The sequence below is a fragment of the Streptomyces poriticola genome, from assembly GCF_036689765.1.
Classification (GTDB): Bacteria; Actinomycetota; Actinomycetes; order Streptomycetales; family Streptomycetaceae; genus Streptomyces; species Streptomyces poriticola.
In genome coordinates this window covers 470,875-492,558 of sequence record NZ_JBAGKH010000002.1, presented here as the reverse complement: position 1 = coordinate 492,558, position 21,684 = coordinate 470,875, and the positions used below count along the sequence as shown (strand labels likewise).

Below are 21,684 nucleotides of genomic sequence, written 5' to 3'. Positions count from 1 at the left end.
CAGGCTGTTTCCGTTCCAGACGGTGCCGGGCGTGGAGTGCGGGTGTGGACGTGCTCCAGCAGCCGGCCCAGGTGATGCGCGGCGCGGCCGCGAGTGGCTGTGACCGCTCCAGGGCCCGCGGTGCCGGCGGGAACGGGCTGCGGGTGTGTACTCGAGGGCACCGTTGTCTGTGGTAGGTGCGGGCAGCCGGGTGGGGTGGTGTTCAGGTGGCCGCGGCCGGTTTCGCCATGGGCCCGTCGTGGTCCTGGAGCGGGGTGTCCTGCTCCGTTACGGGGATGGCGAGCCGCGCCGTGCCCTGTTCCCAGCTCTGCACGACTCCTCCGAAGACGTGGAAGTGCTGGAGGGCGGGTGCGTTCTCGCCCAGGACGTCGGCGTACACGGTGCGCAGCCGAACCTGTGCCGCGGTGCGCAGAATGCGTCGGGTCAGCCAGGTGCCGATGCCCCGGCGCTGCCAGGCGTCTTCTACCATGAGGGCGAGTTGGGGGTGCTGTCCTCGGGTCGCCGGTGCGAACTCGCCCAGTGCGATCGCTTGCGAGGATGGTGTGGTCACCACGAAGTAGTTGCTGTGACCGGCCAGGAAGTGCTTGAGCAGCATGCGCGGAGCGCCGTGGACGGGGGCGTGATAGCGCCGGTAGAGCGTGTGCGGGGAGCAGCGGGTGTGCAGTGCTTCGACGGCGGGCACGTCAGCGGCGACGGCGGACCGCAGGAGGAGGCGGCAGTCGTGGATCGTCTGGTGTTCCGCGTCGTCGCGTACGGCGTGGGGGTGCGGGGTGGTCATGGGCGGGATCTCCGTTCTGTGGTCGTTCCCTGGGACAGGCGCAGGGCGAGACCGGTGGCGTGGTAGATGCAGGTGCCGTCGACGTGCAGCCAGCCGTCGCCGCTGAGGACGACGCCGTCCGCGTCGTGGCGGCGGCCGGTGATGTCCACGTCCACCGTGATCAGGGTGTCGGTGGGGGTGACCTGCCCGCGGTACTTCCACCGAAGGGGGCCGGATGCTGCCGCTGGTTCGGTCCGCAGGGAGGTGGTTTCCGCGTCGAGGCCCTGCTCGATCAGATGGCAGTGCAGCAGCTGATACATGGCTTCGACGCCCAGGGATCCTGGTTGTACGGGGTCCTGGAAGAAGTGCGCGGCGAAGTACCAGTCGCCCGGGTCGACGTGCTTCTCTGCCCGTAGTCTGCCCAGTCCGGCGTGACCGCCCCGGGGCCAGTAACCGGTGAGGCGGTCCAGCATCAGCAGCGGCTTGGAGGGCAGTGACACCCGGCCGCCGAACCAGCGCGGCGGCCGGGTGCTGAGGTCGCCGTCCGCGATCAATTCCTCGGCCGTGTCCGGGGCGTCCGGCGGCGGACCGGACAGTCCCGTCCGCATGGCGAACGCGTCTGGTGGAAAGAACCCGAAACTGGTGGTGCCGGTGAGGACGCGCACGCCGTCGGCCGTGCACTCCAGGTCGAAGAAGACCAGGGCCATCGTGCCGTCGTCGACGTGTTCGCGCAGGGTGGCCCGCGTGGTCAGGGTGCGTGCCCCGCGGGGTACGGATGCTGTCAGCTGTGCTTCGCCGTCGAGGTTGCGGAACACCGGGGTGCCGGCCGGTTTGCCGGCTGCGCCGACGTACTGGGCGAGCCAGCCGCACGGTTGCAGAGCCGTTTCGAGGAGCAGGGCGGGGGGCAGGGGCGGTCGGTTGTCGTCGTTGTGGAACCAGGCGGCCGCCGCGATGTCGTACTCCGCCTCGATGGCACTGTCCACGGCCGGTACGCCGGGCGCCGCCGACAAACGGGTGATCCGGGTGAGGCACTGGTAGGGCGGTGCGGGCAGCCTGATCACTCGTGGCTGTCGGTCGAGCGCGCGGTGAGCGGGCCCGAGCGCGTCACTCGGGCGCCCCCAGGCCGCCGCCAACATCGACACGTGATCCAGGCGCAGTCCGTCGCGTACCAGCGCTCGGGGGTCGGGTTCCGGCGGGCGCAGGGCCGGCAGGGCGGCCGGCGGAATGTGCCGTGTCACGTCCTGTGCGGGCGCGGCGGCCAGGCGCCGCCACTGCTCCAGCGGCCAGTCCTGGGCCAGCTGGAGTGCCACACCCTGTGCGTACAGCACGGCCGTTGTGCCGCTTGTACACACCACGTCCGCCCACACGCGGGGCTCGTGGGAGCCCCTATCGAGGGCGGTGACGGTCACCTCGCACGTCACGGTGCCCGCGGGGCCGGTGCCAGGGGTGTGCTGGAGGGTGCAGTGGGAGCCTGGCAGCGGCTGGAAGCGCCAGCCGTCCCGGTCCCGGGTGAGCCCCAAAGCTGAGAGGAAGAAGGCCAGGGCCTGGTGGACGCCTTCCAGGAGCCACGGCAGGCCGCCCGTGTCGGCCAGGGCGCTGCCGGTGTGCGCGGGGGCGGTCGGGTGCCGCAGATGTGCGGTCAGGTGTCCCAGGCCGTGCGGGCCGCCGTGCGGATCGAGGGAGGTGACCTGGTGCAGGACCGCTGTGCCGGCGGTGCCGCTGCGTGGGCTGCGCACGTGGGAGCGGGTGGCCACCGTCCACTGGGCGTCGAAGCAGTCGTAGGGCCGGCCGTCGCGGAAGGCGCACACCTGTGCGGGGCTGAACCGCAGGAGGGATGCGCCTGGCGCGTGCGGCGGCTCGGACCGGTGGGGGAGGGCGGCACTGTCCGAAGCCGCGGAGGGCGTGCGCAGCGTCAGCACGGGACGGTCTGAGCCGTGAACGACGTGCTGGAAGGGTTCGCCGGGCCTGCTGCGCCGGTGCTGTAGCCGCTCGTCGGGCCGGGGGAGGGGGCCGTGGAGGATCAGCTCCCAGAGGGACGATCCGGTAGGAGCGTTCGGTGCCGACGGCGCAGCGGCCTGGAGGACCGTGGCCAGGCACACGTGTCCGGACGCGTCGAGCAGGAGCCGGTCGGCCGCGCCGGGGACACGCGGTCCGCGGGCGGCTCCAAGCACAAGGTGGGCATCGTGGCGTTGCAGCAGCAGGGTGTGCAGGTGCCGATGGTGTGACATCAGTGCGACATGAGCGGCGGCGGCTCGTGTGAAGTCGTTCGTCCGACCGGGCGGGGATGGCTGGACGGCGACCCGGGCCGGGGCCGGGTGGCAGGCGTCCGTGTCCGGTGGAGGGAGGGGTGGCGCGGGCGCCATGACCACCGCCGGGCTCGCGGCCGGGCCGCGAACAGCTGCGCCCGCGGGGGACTGGTGCGGCAGGCGCACGTCGTGCGGCGATGTACCGGCCGCCGCCGACAGGTGGGCGAGGAGTGCCTCGTCGTCGGCGGCGACTCCGGCGGCGACGAGTTCCGCGCACACAGCGAGCAGCCGGTCCAGGCCCTGTCCGTCGGTGGGGTCCAGGGCGAGTGCCAGGTGCGGACGCTCGCCCAGGATCTCGCGGATCCACTGGGTGCAACGCTCCTTGGGCCCGTGCTCCACGAAGACCCGGACACCGTCCGCCCATGCCTGCTCCACAGCGCCGGGGAAGTCGATCGTTCCCAGCGCCTGAGCGACGCTGGCCTCGGCGATCCCGTCCCGAGTCGGGGAGAAGCGGAAGGCACCCGCGCAGGTGTAGAAACGCACGCCGCCGGACGGGCGCACCGGACGGTGGAAGTACTCACGCCACCGGTCGGCGGCGGCCGCGGCCATCGGCGTGTGGACGGCGATGTCGTAGTCGAGCGGCATGGCGTACTCGTGAGGCAGCCGCGCCAGCACACGGCGGCAGGCTTCGGCCTCGCCGCCGAGCGTGCAGCTGCTGGGTGCGTTGACCGTGAGGAGATGCACGCCCGGCTCGTCCTCGACAGCGGCGGCGGCCTGCCGCGGGTCGGTGCCCACGAGATGGGCGGTCCACGTGGTCCCGGTGACACCGGCCTGCCGCCACCCGTCGCGGATGGCACGCCAGGGCCGGGTCAGCAGACCGTCGAAGAGCGGGTTGTCGTGGGTGTCGGCCAGGACGGCGCCCACGTCCGGCCAAACGCCGGTCGCCAGCAGTGCGCTGATCTCCCCGGAGGAGTAGCCCAGGACGGCCTGCGGGCGCAGCCTGAGGACCTCGCGGGAGATGTGGGCGTGGACCAGGCTGAGGAACGACGCGCCGTAGATCTTGCCCGCAGCGTCGGGTGCGCTGTCGGCGCCCGAGTACGCCCAGCCGGCCATCTCCTGCGGATTGCCCCGGCGGCGTACCTCGTCGACGGCGCGCGGGAAGGCGAGCAGCTGTCGGCGGCCCATGCCCGGGTGGGCGGCGGCCCCGTTGGGGAAGACGAACGCCAGCTCGCCGGACAGGGGTTGCGGCCAGAAGTACACGCCGGGCGGGCGTGGCCGGCGGCGGCCCTCGGACAGCCAGTGGCGGGCCTGCCGGACGCGGTCGGTGTACTCGTCGTGGCCGGCGGCGACGATGACCAGGCGGGCCGGGCCGCTTCGGGACTCGTGCCCGATCTCCAGGTCACGGAGGACGTCTCCGGTGCCGGCACCGGAGAAGACGTACAGGCGCCGGCCCGGTGCCCGAGGCGGTGCCCAGGCCGCAGGGCTCTCCTGTCCCGAGCGCAGCCGCAGGGACAGGCCGCCGTCCCCGGCCAGCACGACCCGTGCGGTGCGCTGGGGGGCAAGCCAGGGCTCGGCGTGTGCCGCCGCCCGGGGCCGGGCGCCGTGGTGCACCGCTGTCACCGCGGCGGCCACCGCCTCGAGAGCGGCGATGCTGCTGCCGCCCCACAGCAGCACGTCCGCGTGCGGCGAACGGCTCCGTGGCACGGGATCGGCGCGCAGAACCAGCAGGTCTTCCCGCTCACCGTCGGTCCCGTCCCTCGTGGTACCGGCGTCCGCGACGCCCACGACGGCGAGTGCCTGGGAGAGGCCGGGGGTGTGCGGGGCCAGGAGCACCGCTACGGCGGCGGACCGAGCCGGCTCCTGCCCGCAGGCGTCGGACGGGCCGGGCAGCCCTGCCGCGACCGCTGCGACGATCACCGCACCCGCGTGTCCGGTCCCCGCGGTCCGCACCGAGCCGAGCAGGACCGGGGCATCAGCGGCGGTTTCGATGCGGACGTCCGCCGCGGCCAGTTCCGGGAGAGCGGCCAGTACGGTACGGGCCTGTGCGGCCGCTGTCCCGCCGGGCCCGGAGCACAGGACGACGGCGGTGCCTTTGGGCAGGTGCGGCAGGCAGGCCACCGTCTCCCGGACCACGGAGACGAGAAGGTCTGCCGCCTCGCCGTGCGGAACTGCCGCCGGTGTCCCGGTCCTCGTGCCGCCGACTTCCGGTCGGCCGGTGACCAGCCGTTCGACGAACGCGCGCGTGTCACCACCGTCCGACGTGCGCACGGCGAAGGCCCGCACCGCTGCCTCGGGCCGCCCCTCGCCCGGGCCCGCAGCGGGAGACGGGCGGGACGCGCGGGACGAGCTCCCCGGGCGGCCGGGGCGCTGCGGACCGCGGGTCGCCCCGGGCAGCGCCTCACCTGGCACCCGGGCGCCGTCCTCCTGCGACGAGTGGGATGCATGAGCTGCGTCCATGAGAGGTGTGCTGCTCCTGATGTGGTGTCCTCCGCGGCGGTGCCGGCGGAGGCAACGTGGTCATGATGGGCGCAGGACCTGCTGTACGCCCAGGAGTTCGGCGACCGGCGCCTCGGGACTGCCCAGCAGGACGTCACAGCCGGCGAGCCCGTCGTCGGCCTCTCCGGCGTACACCGTGCACGGCACGGTGCCCGCGACCGGCCCGGGCCGGTGCCAGCGGAAGTGGCCGATGCCCATGGGCAGGGTCGGACCGCCCAGCAGGTGCTCGGCCCACAGCCCGGCCAGTTGCAGGGCACCGTCGACGGCTGCCGGATCGGTGATCCACGGCTCCGGCCGCCAGCCCATGCGCCGCACACCCGCCAGCTCGCCGCGCGCACCCGACGGACCGACCCCCTCGAAGCCGCGCACCACCTGGAAGGCGGGACCGTGGAAGAGGACATGCCCGTCGTACAGCTCGGTCCGCGGCAGCGGTCCCAGATCCTGTGCGAAGGTGCCGCTCTCCACGCCGAACCGGTCCGCGGTCGGGGCACCGTCCGGTGTGACGCCGTAATGGGCTGCGCCATCGCCATCGCCGTGCCCCTGCAACTGCCAGGCTTCCGGCCACCTGTTGGTCCGGACGCGATGGACCAGCAGGCGACGCTCCGCGGTGCCGAAGTCCTCCAGGGCGATGCCGCGCAGGACCCGAAGGTCGCTCAGCTCGACGGGCGCGTACGGATCGTGCTCGCGCAGCAGCCGGGCGAACCACTCCGCCACATACGCCAGGGGCACCACCGGACGGCCGCCCACCGCGTGATCCGCGAAGTGCGGGTGGCTGCCGGCCCCGACCCGCAGTTCGGCCAGCGGTGCGCCGACCTCCGCAGGCACCAGCTCGGTACCCGCCGCATGCGGGACCAGGACCGTCTGGACGGGGCCCTCCTGGGCGAGTTCCTCCACCAGGGCCCGGGCCCCGGCGGGCCGGCTGATGAGCGGTGTCCCGGCGGACGCGAAGTACTCGGCCAGATGCGGAGTCACCATCCCGCCGTCCCAGGCACCCCACACCAGGGCCTTGGCGCGCAGCCCGGGATGCGCGCCGGCGTGTACGGCGACCAGATGGTTGAGCGTCTCGTTGGCCATCGCGTAGTCGCTCTGCCCTGCGTTGCCCGCGCGGCCCGCGACGGAGGAGAAGACGCACAGCCATCGCAGCGGATCCGGGGCGGTGGCCGCCAGCAACGCCTCCAGGCCGTCCACCTTGGTGGTGAAGACCCGGTCGAACTCCTCGTCGGTCTTGTCCTGAAGGCGCCGGTCCGCGAGGACCCCCGCGCCGTGCAGAACACCGGTGATCGGACCCCACTCGGCCCTGACCTCGTCCAGGGTCCGTGCGAGCGCGTCGCGGTCACGGCTGTCGACGGCCGCGTACCTCACCTGGGCCCCCGCCTCCCGGCAGGCGGCGAGGGTCGCGGTGATCTCGCGCGCTGCCATCACCTGCCTCGCCCGGGCAGCGGCGTGGGCGGGCTCGGGAGCGGCGCCCTCTCGCCGGGCGTGCTCGATCAAGGCCGTGCGGACAGCCCGTTCATCCCCGGCCGCGCCGAGGTACGGCGGCTCCTCCCGCAGCGCACTGCGCCCAAGAAGCAGCAGCCTGGGGCGGTAGGCCCGCGCCAGCGCGATGACGCACTCGGCGGTCACCCCGCGGGCGCCACCGGTGACGACCAGGACGTCCTGCGGGTCGGGCACCTGTCGAAGGACGTCACCTTCGGACGGGGAGTGCGCCGTCCCCGGGGCAGGCCGCCGTACCCTGACCAGCACTCGTTGCGCGTCGTGGTCGGGCAGGCCCACGTCGGTGGCGGCCCCGCCGTGCAGCAGTTCCTCGGCCAGTACGCGGGCGATCGCCTGCGCGTCGCGCTGTCCGCGAGCGCAGTCGACGGCTTTCACCTGGGCTGTCGGCCACTCCCGGGCGGCGGTGCGGGCCAGACCGGCGATCCCGCCCAGCCCGGCACGTGCCCCGTGCGTGCCGGCGAGACCGAAGTCGCCGCCGGTGTCCTGCACGGTGACCCACACGCCGCCCTCCCGCATCGCGGGCGCGATGCGCCGTGCCGTACGGAAGAGGCCACGGGCGAGGGCATACGCGGTGTCGATGTCGTCCACCGGCCGCAGACCGTCCAGGGACACGAGCGCGTGCGTGTCCGCGGGCACCTCCCCGGTGCACACGCTCGCCTGCAGGCCGCGCGCGGTGAGTTCCTCGACGAGCGCGGCCGCAGTCCCCGCCCCGTCGTCCGTGATCAACAGGGGGTGGTCCGCAAGGCCGGGCAGCATCATGTCCGGAGCGGGAACCGGTGCCGCCGCTACGTGGAGGCGCTGGAGAGGGAGGTCCTTGTCCGCCTGCTCCGGCAGAGCTTCACACCGGGGTGCTCGTCGCTCCGCGGACGCCGCTATGGCAGGTTGTTCGTCTTCCTCGTCCCGCAGGCTCTCCCTCAGCACGGCAGCGACCTCGCCGAGGGTCCGCAACCCGGCGGCTCGCCCCGCGTCCAGCCGGGGCAGTTGCGGGAAACGCTTGCGCAGCGACGACAGGATCTGCACCCGCTTGATGGAGTCGATACCCAGGTCGGTGTCGAGCAGCAGCTCCGGCTTGAGGACATCGGCCGGGTAGCCGGTCAGCTCGGCGACCACATCGAGCACGGCGTCCTCCGCCGACTCCGGTCCGCTCTCGGAAGGCCCGCTGCCGGGCTGCTCGCTGCGGGGCGGTTCGGCGACCGCGATCACCGACGCCTGTGGCACCGTCTCGCCCGGGACCGGTACGGCGTACGAGGACGGCTCACCCGGCGTCGCCGAGAATCCGCCTTCGGCAGGCCAGGCGTCCTGCCCTCCGTCCGGGGCGGCGAACGGCGACGGGGCTGCCGCCGGGTGTGCGGGAGCGGGCAGCAGGACGGGGGCGGGCTGCATGTGTCCGGGCGGGGGCTCCTCCCACGTGGCGGCCTCGTACCCTGGCCCGCTCACGTGCCCGGCATGCGGCTGCACCGCCGCACCGGGCGCGAGAGCGGACGACGGCAGGGCGGCCGGGGCCGTGCCCAGCGCGGCGGACATGCCGTGCACGACGGCTTCCACTGTGCGCAGGAAGGCGATGTGACTGTCGGCCATCGAGCGCTGGAACGACGCGTGGGTCTCCGTGGCCTGCCGCTGTGCTTCCTGCAGCGCATGCAGCCAGGGCGACCCGTACGGACTGGGGATGCCCTGAGCCGCGGGCACGGCGGCCGGGGTATGCGGCAGCGATGGCGCGGAACTCTGCGCGGGCAGAACCCCGTGAGCGGGGGCAGGGCCTGCGTGGGCCGATGCGGCAGAGGCGTCCTCGGTCCGCGGGGCGGAGACCGGTGAGGTGCCGCTGAGGGGCCCGCCGGAGTGCGGATAGGGCTTGCCGTAGTTCGTGCCGAGAATGGTGATCCTCCTGCTGGCTGCTGGTCCGTCAGCCTCTGCGGCGTCGGCGGGAGCGGAAACGGGTGGGTCGGCGAGATGGGCCCACAGGGGGGCGAAGTCGACGGGACGGCCCTGCGCCGCCAGAGCCCCCAGAACGTTGTGGAGGCCGCGCAGCGCGTCCTCGCCGCGGCGATCCACGGCCACCGCGAGATGAGTCCGGCCCTGCAGGATCTGGCCCGTCAGCGACGTCAGTGCGTTGCCCGCGCCGAGTTCGACGAAGGTGCGTACCCCTCGCTCGTACATGGCCTCGATCTGTTCCGCGAAGCGCACCGGAGACGTCAGATGCCCGGCGAGGTGTTTCCGGATCTCCTGTGGCTGCGAGGGATAGGGGGCGGCCGTGGCGTTCGCATAGACGGGACGGTCAGGCCCCCGCACCACGAGCCCGTCGAGGAAGCCGGAGAACGGCTCGGTCGCGCCCTGCACCAGCGGCGTGTGGAAGGCGCCGCTCGTCCGCAGCCGCCGTACCACGATGTCCGCTTCGCCGAAGGCACGCTCGGCTTCCTCCAGGGCCGCCAGCGTCCCGGACAGGACCGTCTGCTCCGGGCTGTTGTGATTGGCAACCCACACCTCCCCGGCGGCGCAGTGCTCCAGCACCTTCTCGGCCTGTCGGGCGCCGCACCCCACGGCTGTCATCCCAGCGGGCTGCTCGGCCGCGTCCCGCAGCAGTTCACCGCGGCGCCGGGCCGCCGCCAGCAGATCCGTACGGCTCAGCACCCCGGCGGCATGCAGGGCCACCAGTTCGCCGAAGCTGTGTCCGGCCAGGAAGTCGGCGGCCACACCGACCGCGTCCAGGACGGCCAGTTGCGCCAGTGCCTGAGCGGCCAGCGCCGGCTGCGCCCATTCGGTGGCGGTCAGCCGCTCCGCCTGCGCGTGCCGTTCCTGCTCGTCGAACGCGGGCGGCGGAAAGACGACGTGGTGCAGGGCCGTCCCCTCCTGCGATCGCCAGTCGGCCAGCTGGTCCCACACCTCCAGCGCCTGCGGCACGTGCAGCGCCAGCCCGCCCCCCATGCCGGGGTACTGGCTGCCCTGCCCGGAGAAGAGGAACGCCACCGGCCCCGGCTCGGGGACGCCCACCGCACAGTGCACGCCACGGGTACCGTTCAGTGCGGCGTCGGGCGCGGTGTCCAGGTGCACGGCCGCCTCGTTCAGCAGCCGGGCCAGTTCTTCCGCATCGGCCGCGACGACGGCCAGCCGGGCGTGCGCCGACGGATCGAAGGCGAGCTGCGCGGCCCGTGCCCTGTTGGCCAGCGGTGCCCGCTCGGCGGCCGCGGAGCGCGCCCGTGCGGCCAGATCCGCCGCGTCGTCCGCACCCAGTACGACGAGGTGGCAGGGGGCGGCGTCCACCCGGGGCGGCAGGCACGCCCGCGACCCGGCCGGCGGCCGGTACTCCTCCACCGTGAGGTGGAAGTTGCTCCCGCCGAACCCGAAACTGGACACCGACGCACGGCGCGGATGAGCACTGTCGCGCACCCAGGGGCGGGCCTCGGTGTTCAGATACAGTGGCCCCAGAGGCAGCCGCGGATTGGGGCGCCCCACCTTGTAGGTCGGCGGCAGGACACGGTGCCGCAGCGCGAGGATCGCCTTGAGCAGACCGGCACCGCCCGCCGCTCCCTTGGTGTGCCCGATCTGCGACTTCACCGAACCCACCGCGCACCACGGCGGGTCCCCCTCCTCGGCGGCGGCCCCGAACACCGAAGACAGCGAACGGAACTCGGCCACGTCCCCGGCCGCGGTGCCGGTACCGTGCGCTTCCACCAGCTCCACCGTGCGTGGACTGTAACCGGCCTGGTCGTACGCGCGCCTCAGGGCCCGCTCCTGCCCCTGGGGCAGGGGCGCGTAGATGGCCGTGCCCCGGCCGTCCGACGAGGCTCCCAGACCACGCAGTACCGCGTGGACGCGATCACCGTCGCGTTCGGCGTCGGCGAGGCGCTTCAGCGCGAACAGCACCAGCCCCTCACCGAGCATGGTGCCGTCGGCGTTCTCGGAGAAGGGCCGGCAGTCTCCGGTCGGCGACAGAGCGGGCGTCTTGCTGAAACTGAGGTACCACAGGATGTCGTTGAGGGTGTCGGCCCCGCCCGCCAGCATCATGTCGCAGCGGCCCAGGACGAGTTCGTCGGTGGCCATGGCCAGCGCCGCCAGCGAGCTGGCACAGGCGGCGTCCACGGTGCAGTTGGGGCCGTTCAGGTCGAAGCGGTTGGCGATCCGGCCCGCCACGACGTTGCCCAGCAGCCCCGGGAACGTCGCCTCCTGCCACGGCACGTAGTGCCCGGCGATGCGGTCGCACATCCGCTGGGCGGAGTCCTCGTCCATACCGCCTTCGCGCAGCGCCTTGAGCCACACCGGCCGCTGCGTTCGTGCCGCCATGTCGCACGACAGCTGTAGCACCCCGGTACCCACCACCACCCCGACACGCTCCCGCTCCAGGCGGCTCAGGTCCCCGCCGGTCGCGTCCTCCAGGGCATGCTGTGCGGCCACCAGGGCCAGGAGCTGGGTGGTGTCCGTGGCCTCCAGCGCCCTGGGCGGGATACCGAAGGCCAGAGGGTCGAAGGCGACGGGATCGAGGAAGGCCCCGCGCTTGGCGTACGTCTTGTCCGCCGCCTGCGGATCCGGATCGTAGTAGTCGTCGATCAGCCAGTGCGTATCCGGAACGTCCCGGATCAGGTCACGGCCGGACAGGATGTTGCGCCAGTACGGCTCAGGACCGTCCGCCCCGGGCAACAGGGCACTGAGGCCCACCACGGCGATGTCCGATGCACCGGGGCCGGCGGCCCGCCCACCCGTGTCCGTGTCCAGCCCCGCACCATGTTCACTGGAACTCTGCATCACTCTCTGCGCCTAAATCAGGTAAAGCGGCCGGCACGGCGACAAGACTGCTCAGGCCAGGGGACGGGGTACGAAACGGAACGCCGTGTCGGGCACGGGGAGCCCGCAGGTCCGCAGCTGTTGCGCGCGCGTGACGACCGCCGCCCCCTCCAGGAGATTGCGCGCGATCTGTACGACGGTGCGCTCCCCGGGAGCGGCCAGGAAACTGTCCGCCACCCACGCGTTGAAGGCCCCCAGCGCCGGACCGGCCCACAACTGGTAGTCGGCGCGCCGGTCCGCGCAACCCTCGATCGCCCACCGGGTGGACTGCCCCAGGTACCAGCGGAAAAGCAGCGCCATCCGATGCTTGGCGTCGGTGGCGGCACGAGCGCACTGGCCGGGATCACGTCGCCGCCAGTACCGCTCGGTCTCCCGCCACACCTCCGCCACCGGAGCGCGCAGCACCTCACGCTCCAGCCAGGCCACGTCCGGCCCGGACAGCTCGTCGAGACCCGAGTGACGGCGGTACATCTCATAGAGCCGCTGCGCCCGGACAGCGAACATCGTCCCCTTGGACAGCACTTGCACGCGGGCGCCGAGCTCGAACATGTCCGCGGAAGGCGCCATCGTCACCTCATCCACATCAGCCGCCGCCAGCAGCCGCCTGGCCTGCGGCGACATGCCCGCCTCCACCGCCGTCTGGTTCACCGACCCGGTCACCACATAGGCGGCACCCATCGCGAACGCCGCCGCGACGGCGTCCGGCGTGCCCAGCCCGCCCGCAGCGCCCACCCGCACCCGACGACCGTGGGCGCGCTCCACCGCGTCACGCAGCCGAAGGATCCGCAGCAGCAGCGCCGTCAGGGACTGGTTGTCGGTGTGACCGCCACTGTCCGCCTCCACCGTCACGTCCTCGGCCACCGGCACGCTCTCCGCCAACCGTGCCTCGTGCACGCTGATCCGGCCGCTGCGCACCAGATCGTCCAGCAGCTCACGCGGCGCCGGCGACATGAACATGCGCGCCGTCTCCGGCCGGGACACCTTGGCGAACACCCGACGCGCGCGCACCACCGCACCCGCCCGGTCGGTACGCAGCCCCGCGACCGCGCACCGCACCACCGGCGCGGTCAGCTCCATGAACGCGGAAGCGGAGACGCACGGCACCCGATGGCGCAGCAGAAGCTCCACCGTCTCCTCCTCCGTCCGCGGCTCGGCAGGGGAATGGATGAGGTTGACACCCCAGGAGGCGTCACCGCACCGCCGGCCCAGGGCGAGCACGGCCTCCTCCACCCGCCGGGGAGCCAGCCCCGCCGCACCGAAAAAGCCGAGCACGCCGCCGGCGGTGAGGGCCGCCACGAGGTCGACGGTGCTGATGCCGTTGGCCATCTCACCGCAGACGTACGGGTAGCGGACTCCGTGCGCCTGCAGAAAGCCCCGGTCGCCCAGCCACTCCGGATAGATGCCGGGCAGCACCCCCAGCTCGGTACATCCGTCCGCGGCCACCGTCAGCGGCACGGCACCGCGCGCACCGTCCGCCGGCCGGGCCAGCAGCCGAACCGCACTGCGCGGCTCGTGCACGAGCCGGACCAGCCCTTGAGGAGAGAAGGCGCCCAGCCTCTCCGCTTCCAGCCGGTGCTGTCTGTGCTGGTGGGGATCGACCGTGGTGGGTGACGGTGCTGTCGGCGTGCTGTGCATGGCTTGATGGGTGCCTCTCTGATGTCCGCATCTGTTCTACGACCATCACGAGCTGCGGTTACGCGACAAACGGATGAATCGGAATCGAATATTCCGCCCATCGGGAGCCTTGCAGGGTCACGTCCCGCGTCGTGGTGTAGGGGATCAAGCCTTACGCGTTCCGGTACGAGGCCCCAGGCGATCTGCGCCGAGCCGGCCGTCTACGAGGCGTCCTGCTGGGGCGAGTTGAGCGCCCGGTTGCGCGGAAGTACCGTCGCTGGCCTGCGGATTCCGGCGACTTGATCGGCTACACCACCAGGCGGGACGCCACCCGCCGCCGGAACTTCTCCCGGAGAAGTCGCACGGACGAAGCCGAATTCCCTCCTGGCGCACATAAGTGCAGGTCAGGAGGGGGTTCACGGTATTTGTTCCTAGAGCTCTCAAATGTCCCGGAAGATCTCGATCTGCGCCCCGATCGAGTTCAGCCGCTCTGCGAGGTCCTCGTACCCCCGGTTGATGACGTACACGTTGCGGAGCACGGACGTGCCCTCGGCCGCCATCATCGCCAGCAGGACGACCACGGCCGGGCGCAGGGCCGGCGGGCACATCATCTCGGCGGCGCGCCAGCGGGTCGGGCCCTCGACCAGGACGCGGTGGGGGTCCAGGAGCTGGAGGCGGCCGCCCAGGCGGTTCAGGTCCGTGAGGTAGATCGCACGGTTGTCGTAGACCCAGTCGTGGATCAGGGTCTGGCCCTGCGCGGAGGCCGCGATGGCCGCGAAGAACGGGACGTTGTCGATGTTCAGGCCGGGGAACGGCATCGGGTGGATCTTGTCGATCGGCGCCTCGAGCTTGGAGGGCCGGACGGTGAGGTCCGTCAGCCGGGTACGGCCGTTGTCGGCGAAGTACTCGGGGGAGCGGTCGTGGTCGAGGCCCATCTCCTCCAGGACCGCCAGCTCGATCTCCAGGAACTCGATGGGGACGCGCCGGACCGTCAGCTCCGACTCGGTGACCACCGCGGCCGCCAGCAGGCTCATCGCCTCGACCGGGTCCTCGGAGGGGGAGTAGTCGACGTCTACGTCGATGTCGGGGACACCGTGCACGGTGAGGGTGGTGGTGCCGATGCCCTCGACGCGTACGCCCAGGGCCTCCAGGAAGAAGCAGAGATCCTGGACCATGTAGTTGGAGGAGGCGTTGCGGATCGTCGTGACACCGTCGTGGCGGGCGGCGGCCAGCAGCGCGTTCTCGGTGACCGTGTCGCCCCGCTCGGTCAGCACGATCGGGCGGGCGGGGCGGACCGCGCGGTCGACCACCGCGTGGTACTGGCCCTCGGTCGCGGCCACGTCCAGGCCGAACCGGCGCAGCGCGATCATGTGCGGCTCGATGGTCCGGGTGCCCAGGTCGCAGCCGCCTGCGTAGGGCAGCTTGAAGTGGTCCATGTGGTGCAGCAGCGGGCCGAGGAACATGATGATCGAGCGGGTGCGCACCGCCGCCTCGGCGTCGATGGCCGCCATGTCGAACCCGGCGGGCGGCACGATCTCCAGGTCGGTTCCCTCGTTGATCCAGCGGGTGCGCACTCCGATGGAGTTCAGCACCTCCAGCAGGCGGTAGACCTCCTCGATGCGGGCGACCCGGCGCAGCACCGTGCGCCCCTTGTTGAGCAGCGACCCGCACAGCAGGGCCACGCACGCGTTCTTGCTCGTCTTGACGTCGATGGCGCCGGACAGGCGTCGGCCGCCGACCACACGCAGGTGCATCGGCCCCGCGTAGCCCAGGGAGACGATTTCGCTGTCCAGCGCCTCGCCGATCCGGGCGATCATCTCAAGGCTGATGTTCTGATTACCGCGCTCGATGCGGTTCACGGCGCTCTGGCTGGTGTTGAGAGCCTCCGCGAGCTGTGCCTGCGTCCAGCCGCGGTGCTGCCGGGCGTCACGGATGAGCTTGCCGATGCGTACGAGGTAGTCGTCTGCCATGAGGTTGAGGCTATCTCAGATATGAGATGGTGCCTCTCAGGGGGTCCGTTCGGGTGACGTGCCGTCAAGGTGTGGAGGGAAGTGCCTGGTCGGGCGGCCGGTCCGATCGGGAAGGTCATGGCAAATCGGGTGATGTCGTATCTGCTCCGCAGCGGTGTCCGCCGTCGTCGGCCGCTCGCTCGTGTCCCTTCGGTCGGCCGGGATGGGGCGCACGCCACACCGGGGCCGGGCATGACCATTCGGCCCCCATGTACTAGAGTTATCTCGACATCGAGATATCTGCCGGGGCGTACTGCAGCCGTCACCCTGGTAAGGGTTACCTAACTTAGCCTTACCTTAGCGGATTGGCCAGGGCGGCGTGGCGGCAGGATGCGGTGGTACGCGCACATGAATGAAGGAGACTGTCGTGTCGGCGAACAGCTTCGACGCCCGCAGCACGCTGCAGGTGGGCGACGAGTCGTACGAGATCTTCCGGCTGGACAAGGTCGAGGGCTCCGCGCGCCTTCCCTACAGCCTGAAGGTGCTGCTGGAGAACCTGCTCCGTACCGAGGACGGCGCGAACATCACCGCCGACCACATCCGGGCCCTCGGTTCCTGGGACTCGCAGGCCCAGCCCTCGCAGGAGATCCAGTTCACGCCGGCCCGCGTGATCATGCAGGACTTCACCGGCGTGCCCTGCGTCGTGGACCTCGCCACCATGCGTGAGGCCGTGAAGGAACTGGGCGGCGACCCGGCGAAGATCAACCCGCTGGCCCCGGCCGAGCTGGTCATCGACCACTCCGTCATCGCCGACAAGTTCGGCACCAACGACGCCTTCAAGGTCAACGTCGACCTGGAGTACGGCCGCAACAAGGAGCGCTACCAGTTCCTGCGCTGGGGCCAGACCGCCTTCGACGAGTTCAAGGTCGTCCCGCCCGGCACCGGCATCGTGCACCAGGTGAACATCGAGCACCTCGCCCGCGTCGTGATGGTCCGCGAGGGCAAGGCCTACCCCGACACCCTGGTCGGCACCGACTCGCACACCACCATGGTCAACGGCCTCGGCGTCCTCGGCTGGGGCGTCGGCGGCATCGAGGCCGAGGCCGCGATGCTCGGCCAGCCGGTCTCGATGCTCATCCCGCGCGTCGTCGGCTTCAAGCTCACCGGTGAGCTGCAGCCCGGCACCACCGCCACCGACCTGGTGCTCACCATCACCGAGATGCTCCGCAAGCACGGCGTCGTCGGCAAGTTCGTCGAGTTCTACGGCGAGGGCGTGGCCGCGACCAGCCTCGCCAACCGCGCCACCATCGGCAACATGTCCCCGGAGTTCGGCTCCACCGCCGCGATCTTCCCGATCGACGACGAGACCATCAACTACATGCGGCTCACCGGCCGCAGCGAGCAGCAGCTCGCGCTGGTCGAGGCGTACGCCAAGGAGCAGGGCCTCTGGCTGGACCCGGCCGCCGAGCCGGACTTCTCCGAGAAGCTGGAGCTGGACCTCTCCACCGTCGTGCCGTCCATCGCCGGCCCGAAGCGCCCGCAGGACCGCATCGTCCTCGCCGAGGCCGCCGAGCAGTTCAAGTCCGACGTCCGCAACTACGTCAACGACGAGTACGAGGCCAGCAAGGAGTCCTTCCCGAGCTCCGACGCGCCCTCCACCATCCCCAACGGCGCCCCGTCCAACCCGGTCACCGTCACCGCCCCCGACGGCACCAGCTACCAGCTCGACCACGGTGCGGTGACGGTCGCGGCCATCACCTCCTGCACCAACACCTCCAACCCGTACGTCATGGTCGCCGCCGCCCTGGTGGCCAAGAAGGCGGTCGAGAAGGGCCTGACCCGCAAGCCGTGGGTCAAGACCACCCTCGCCCCGGGCTCCAAGGTCGTCACCGACTACTTCGAGAAGTCGGGCCTGACCCCCTACCTGGACAAGGTCGGCTTCAACCTCGTCGGCTACGGCTGCACCACCTGCATCGGCAACTCCGGCCCGCTGCCGGAGGAGGTCTCCAAGGCGGTCAACGACCACGACCTCGCCGTCACCTCGGTCCTCTCCGGCAACCGGAACTTCGAGGGCCGCATCAACCCCGACGTCAAGATGAACTACCTGGCGTCCCCGCCGCTGGTCGTGGCGTACGCCCTCGCCGGTTCGATGAAGGTGGACATCACCAGGGAGGCCCTCGGCACCGACACCGACGGCAACCCGGTCTTCCTCAAGGACATCTGGCCGACCGAGGCCGAGGTCAACGACGTCGTCGCCAACGCGATCGGCGAGGACATGTTCGCCAAGTCCTACTCCGACGTGTTCGCAGGCGACGCCCAGTGGCAGGCGCTGCCCATCCCGACCGGCAACACCTTCGAGTGGGACGCCGAGTCCACCTACGTCCGCAAGCCCCCGTACTTCGAGGGCATGCAGACGGAGCCGGCCCCGGTCCGGGACATCTCCGCCGCCCGGGTGCTCGCCAAGCTCGGCGACTCGGTCACCACCGACCACATCTCCCCGGCCGGTGCCATCAAGGCCGACACCCCGGCGGGCCAGTACCTCACCGAGCACGGTGTGGGCCGCCGCGACTTCAACAGCTACGGCTCCCGCCGCGGCAACCACGAGGTCATGATCCGCGGCACGTTCGCCAACATCCGCCTGCGCAACCAGATCGCGCCGGGCACCGAGGGCGGCTACACGCGTGACTTCACGCAGGAGGGCGGCCCGGTCTCCTTCATCTACGACGCCTCGCAGAACTACCAGGCCGCCGGCACCCCGCTGGTCGTCCTGGCCGGCAAGGAGTACGGCTCCGGCTCGTCCCGGGACTGGGCGGCCAAGGGCACCGCGCTCCTCGGCGTCCGGGCCGTCATCGCCGAGTCCTACGAGCGCATCCACCGCTCCAACCTCATCGGCATGGGCGTGCTGCCGCTGCAGTTCCCGGAGGGCACCTCGGCCGACTCCTTCGGCCTGACCGGCGAGGAGACCTTCTCCATCGCGGGCGTCACCGAGCTGAACGACGGCACCACGCCCCGCACGGTGAAGGTCACCACCGACACCGGTGTGGAGTTCGACGCGGTCGTCCGCATCGACACCCCCGGCGAGGCGGACTACTACCGCAACGGCGGCATCATGCAGTACGTGCTTCGCCAACTTGTCGGTTGATGAGCTGATCGGCCCGGATGTCAGCGGATCTGGACGCTGACCCGGTGCCGACGGCCGTCCCACCGGAGACTCGCACAAGCGCCCCGTCAGGCTTCGGTCTGCGGGGCGCTTGCTGGTTCCTGCTGATTGCCCAGTCCGCCGCGCCAGACTTCCGAGGCCGGGCGGCGGTTCCTGGGAGCTTGCCAGTCCTTGCCGAGGAAGACCGACTTGAACAGGTCGGCCGCGTCGGCGAGGGACTCGGTGGATACCCGGAGCTCACCAACGGTCACGGCGTCGTTGCCGGGCCTCACGGGCCGGTCCCGACCCGGGCAGCGGCACCGGCGCCATCAGGCCGGCGCGGCCGCGGCGTGATCGGTACGGGTGCGCATGCGTGCCGCGTCCGCCCGCGGCGGCGCGCCGAACTGCCGTTTGTACTCGCGGCTGAACTGCGAGGGGCTGTCGTATCCCACGCTGGAGGCGACGCCGGTCACGTCGTACGGGCGGCGGGCCAGCATCAGGCGCGCCGCCTGTAGCCGGATCTGCTTCTGGAACTGGATCGGGCTCATCGCCGTGACCGACTGGAAGTTCCGGTGGAACGCGGAGACGCTCATGCCGCAGGACCGGGCCAGGTCTTCGATGCGGAACGCCTCGGCGTAGTTGTCGCGGATCCAGCCCACGGCCCGGGTGATGTGGGTCAGGCCGCTGTCCGCCAAGCCGAGCTGCCGGACGGCTTCGCCCTGCTCTCCCGTCATCAGCCGCCAAAGGATCTCCCGCTTGGCCAGGGGGACCAGCACCCGGCGGTCGTGCGGCCGATCCAGCAGCCGCAGCAGCCGCACGATCGCGTCGATCAGCTCTGCCGGTGCGTCGCTGACCGTGATCCCGGGCCGGGCCGACCGGGTCGAAGGCGGCAGGTCGCCCGGCCCGGCCCGCAGCATCAGCTCCGCGATGACGGCGGGCTCCAGCGTCATGCCGAAACCGAGTTCGGGTCCCTGGGCGATGCGTCCGACCACTGGCAGGTCGGCCGAGGCGACCAGGTACTGACCGACGCCGTACTCGTACACTCTGTCTCCGAGCGCAAGCCGCTTGGCCCCCTGGGCGATCACCGCGAGCACCACGCCGGACATCGCGTACTCCGGCTCGGCGCCCGGCTCGGCCCGGCAGATCCGGACGCCGTCGATGGCCGTCCTCAGATCGGGCCGCGCATGGCGGTCCAGCAGGTCGCGGAGCTCGGCGAGGGACATGCCCCCATCTCACCACGAGACCCGGCAGGATCCTCCGGCTCGGGGCAGGATCGTGCAAGGACGCGCGAACAACGGGCGAGTCCCCCGGCCGGGCCGGCGGCAGGGGACGCGGGCGTGCAGCCGGGCGTCCGACTACGACCCCGTGGTGCCCTGTTCCTCGTAGTGGGCCGTCAGCCGGCCGCGGGCGAGGGAGTGGAACCACAGGTGGAATCCCACCAGGGCCGGCGTCGCGTCCGCATCCGGACCCAGCTTTGCCCGGTCGACGGCGTACACCGTGAACACGTACCGATGCGGGCCGTCCCCTTCCGGAGGCGCGGCCCCGCCGAAGCCCCTGCCGCCGTAGTCGTTCCGCACCTGCACGGCACCGGCGGGCAGACCTTCGAAGCCCCCGGTTCCGGCTCCCGCAGGCAACTCGGTGACGTCCGCCGGGATGTCGAAGACCGTCCAGTGCCAGAACCCGCTGCCGGTCGGCGCGTCCGGGTCGTAGCACGTGAGCGCGTAGCTGCCGGTACCCTCCGGTCCGGCGGACCAGCCGATGTGCGGCGAGGAGTTGCCCTTCGCGTACACCTGGGCGTCCGGGAGGGTGCCGCCGTCACTCACGTCCGTGCTGCTCAACGTCAGCTCGCCTGCCTGCGGGTGGAAGTCGTGCGGCAGCGGACGCCGTTGCACCTGATCACTCAACTTCTCGGTCTCCTTCATGTCTGCGACGGGTGCTGCCCCGGGGAGCCGGGGTCGCGTCCCCAGCGGAACACGAATCCGGCGGAAGGCGGGTGCCGACGGGAGGATCGTGCAAGAACGCGCGGCCTTTGCCCGCACGAGGCGCGGGAGTCGCGTCGGGGCACGTCACCGAGCGCCGGCAGCAGCGACACTCTTCCCCGGGTGCACTGACGGTGTACGCACGCATCGACATCCCCGCCGATCGGCGGGGGTGGTTCACGCCGAGGGGCGGATGGCCGCGGGGCGCGCCGATCGCCAGGCTGGCAGGCGTAGTTGTTCACCACCTGCCCGTTCCGGGCCGTCAGCAAGGACGCACATGCCTCGCACCATGAACCGATCGCCCCGACGCCGCCGCACGATGGCCCGGATACTCGTGGCGGGATGCACCGCCGGATCCGTACTGATGACGGCCGCGCTCGCCCAGGCGGACACGCGCACCCCGTCCGCCGACCGCGTCGCACAGGCGGTCGACACGGTGGAGCGCGTCACCGGAACCGCCGACCTCGTCGCGGGGACCACGCTGGGTGACGGCGCCACGCGCGCCGAGGTGCCCGCGGACGCGCACGCCGCCCGCATCATCGTGCCCGCCACCGCGTCCGGCTCGGTGGAGTCCGCCTACGGTGACGACGTCGTCCGGCTCGGTCTGCCCGGCGCCACCGACGCCCCCGCCGCGGCCGGTGCCAACGGCACCGTGGTGTACGCGGACGCGGACGACGACTTCGACCTCGCCGTCCAGCCCAACCGGGACGGCGTGCGCACGCTGATCACGCTCCGGGACGCGGACGCCCCGACCGAGTACCGCTTCCCGCTCGACCTGCCCGCCGACGCGGGGACCGAGCAGCTGGAGGACGGCAGCATCCTGGTCAGCCGGGGCGGGGAGTACCTGGGGACCTTCGACGCGCCGTGGGCGAAGGACGCCAACGGCGCAGCGGTGCCCACCGACTTCCGCATCGAGGGCGGCGCCCTGGTGCAGACGGTCCGCACCGGGCCGGACACCGCCTACCCGGTGGTGGCCGACCCGGCGTGGTTCATCCCGCTCGCCATCGTCGCCGGGCGCCTGCTGCTGACCACCGGCGTCAAGAGCATCTCCAGGCACGCTGCGCAGAGGATGGCGCAGCGGGGCATCAGCCAGCAGATGGTCGCGAACGCCGTGAAGCACGGGAAGAAGTCCAGGGGCAAGACGGCCGGCACCTGGAAGTACACGAGCGGGAAGATCTGGGTCGTGGTCAACAAGAACGGGAACGTCGTCTCCGTCGGCCGCAACTGATCCGAGAAC

At 71.8% G+C, this 21,684-nt stretch carries 10 protein-coding genes; 2 read left to right on the top strand and 8 right to left on the bottom strand.

From position 1 onward, the window contains the following. Positions 1-202: 202 nt before the first annotated feature. The 5 genes from V5O46_RS04815 to V5O46_RS04795 all read right to left on the bottom strand — a co-directional run bounded on the left by V5O46_RS04815 (position 203) and on the right by V5O46_RS04795 (position 15,350). Positions 203-778 carry a GNAT family N-acetyltransferase gene (locus tag V5O46_RS04815; RefSeq protein ID WP_332883133.1) on the bottom strand — a complete coding sequence of 192 codons (576 nt, stop codon included), beginning with the start codon at positions 776-778 and terminating at the stop codon, positions 203-205. Then, positions 775-5,460 (bottom strand): hypothetical protein, encoded by a 4,686-nt coding sequence (locus tag V5O46_RS04810; RefSeq protein ID WP_332883132.1) that lies wholly within the window; start codon positions 5,458-5,460, stop codon positions 775-777. Before V5O46_RS04810 ends, V5O46_RS04815 begins: the two co-directional genes overlap by 4 nt. Positions 5,461-5,520: 60 nt before the next feature. Next, positions 5,521-11,643: an SDR family NAD(P)-dependent oxidoreductase gene (locus V5O46_RS04805; protein WP_408648892.1), complete on the bottom strand. Its 6,123-nt coding sequence runs from the start codon at positions 11,641-11,643 to the stop codon at positions 5,521-5,523. 135 nt (positions 11,644-11,778) lie between these two features. Then, on the bottom strand, positions 11,779-13,401 hold the full coding sequence (locus tag V5O46_RS04800) for a PfaD family polyunsaturated fatty acid/polyketide biosynthesis protein (RefSeq protein WP_332883130.1): 1,623 nt from the start codon (positions 13,399-13,401) through the stop codon (positions 11,779-11,781). Positions 13,402-13,820: 419 nt separating this feature from the next. Further along, positions 13,821-15,350, bottom strand: coding sequence for a UDP-N-acetylglucosamine 1-carboxyvinyltransferase (locus V5O46_RS04795; RefSeq protein ID WP_332883129.1), 1,530 nt, complete (start codon positions 15,348-15,350; stop codon positions 13,821-13,823). A 391-nt stretch (positions 15,351-15,741) separates the two neighbouring features. Between V5O46_RS04795 and acnA the strand changes: the two genes are divergently transcribed. Further along, on the top strand, positions 15,742-18,471 hold the full coding sequence (gene acnA / locus V5O46_RS04790) for an aconitate hydratase AcnA (RefSeq protein ID WP_332883128.1): 2,730 nt from the start codon (positions 15,742-15,744) through the stop codon (positions 18,469-18,471). An 86-nt stretch (positions 18,472-18,557) separates the two neighbouring features. Here acnA and V5O46_RS04785 read toward each other — a convergent pair whose 3' ends face one another. The 3 genes from V5O46_RS04785 to V5O46_RS04775 form a co-directional block, all read right to left on the bottom strand. Beyond that, complete coding sequence (locus tag V5O46_RS04785) at positions 18,558-18,740, bottom strand: hypothetical protein (protein ID WP_332883127.1); 183 nt, start codon at positions 18,738-18,740, stop codon at positions 18,558-18,560. A gap of 57 nt (positions 18,741-18,797) precedes the next feature. After that, the gene (locus tag V5O46_RS04780; RefSeq protein WP_332883126.1) at positions 18,798-19,691 is read right to left on the bottom strand and encodes an AraC family transcriptional regulator; all 894 of its coding nucleotides are present in this window, start codon (positions 19,689-19,691) and stop codon (positions 18,798-18,800) included. Between the two features lie 132 nt (positions 19,692-19,823). Then, complete coding sequence (locus tag V5O46_RS04775; RefSeq protein ID WP_332883125.1) at positions 19,824-20,372, bottom strand: YbhB/YbcL family Raf kinase inhibitor-like protein; 549 nt, start codon at positions 20,370-20,372, stop codon at positions 19,824-19,826. Positions 20,373-20,736: 364 nt separating this feature from the next. Here V5O46_RS04775 and V5O46_RS04770 point away from each other — a divergent pair, with 364 nt between their 5' ends. After that, a complete protein-coding gene (locus V5O46_RS04770; protein WP_332883124.1) occupies positions 20,737-21,675 on the top strand; it encodes a DUF4258 domain-containing protein in 939 nt (312 codons plus the stop codon). Positions 21,676-21,684: the final 9 nt, after the last annotated feature.

Coding starts and splice junctions, on each gene's coding strand:
- V5O46_RS04800 (WP_332883130.1), bottom strand. CDS start 13,401: ATGCACAGCACGCCGACAGCACCGTCACCCACCACGGTCGATCCCCAC.
- V5O46_RS04770 (WP_332883124.1), top strand. CDS start 20,737: ATGAACCGATCGCCCCGACGCCGCCGCACGATGGCCCGGATACTCGTG.
- V5O46_RS04795 (WP_332883129.1), bottom strand. CDS start 15,350: ATGGCAGACGACTACCTCGTACGCATCGGCAAGCTCATCCGTGACGCC.
- acnA (WP_332883128.1), top strand. CDS start 15,742: ATGAAGGAGACTGTCGTGTCGGCGAACAGCTTCGACGCCCGCAGCACG.
- V5O46_RS04815 (WP_332883133.1), bottom strand. CDS start 778: ATGACCACCCCGCACCCCCACGCCGTACGCGACGACGCGGAACACCAG.
- V5O46_RS04780 (WP_332883126.1), bottom strand. CDS start 19,691: ATGTCCCTCGCCGAGCTCCGCGACCTGCTGGACCGCCATGCGCGGCCC.
- V5O46_RS04810 (WP_332883132.1), bottom strand. CDS start 5,460: ATGGACGCAGCTCATGCATCCCACTCGTCGCAGGAGGACGGCGCCCGG.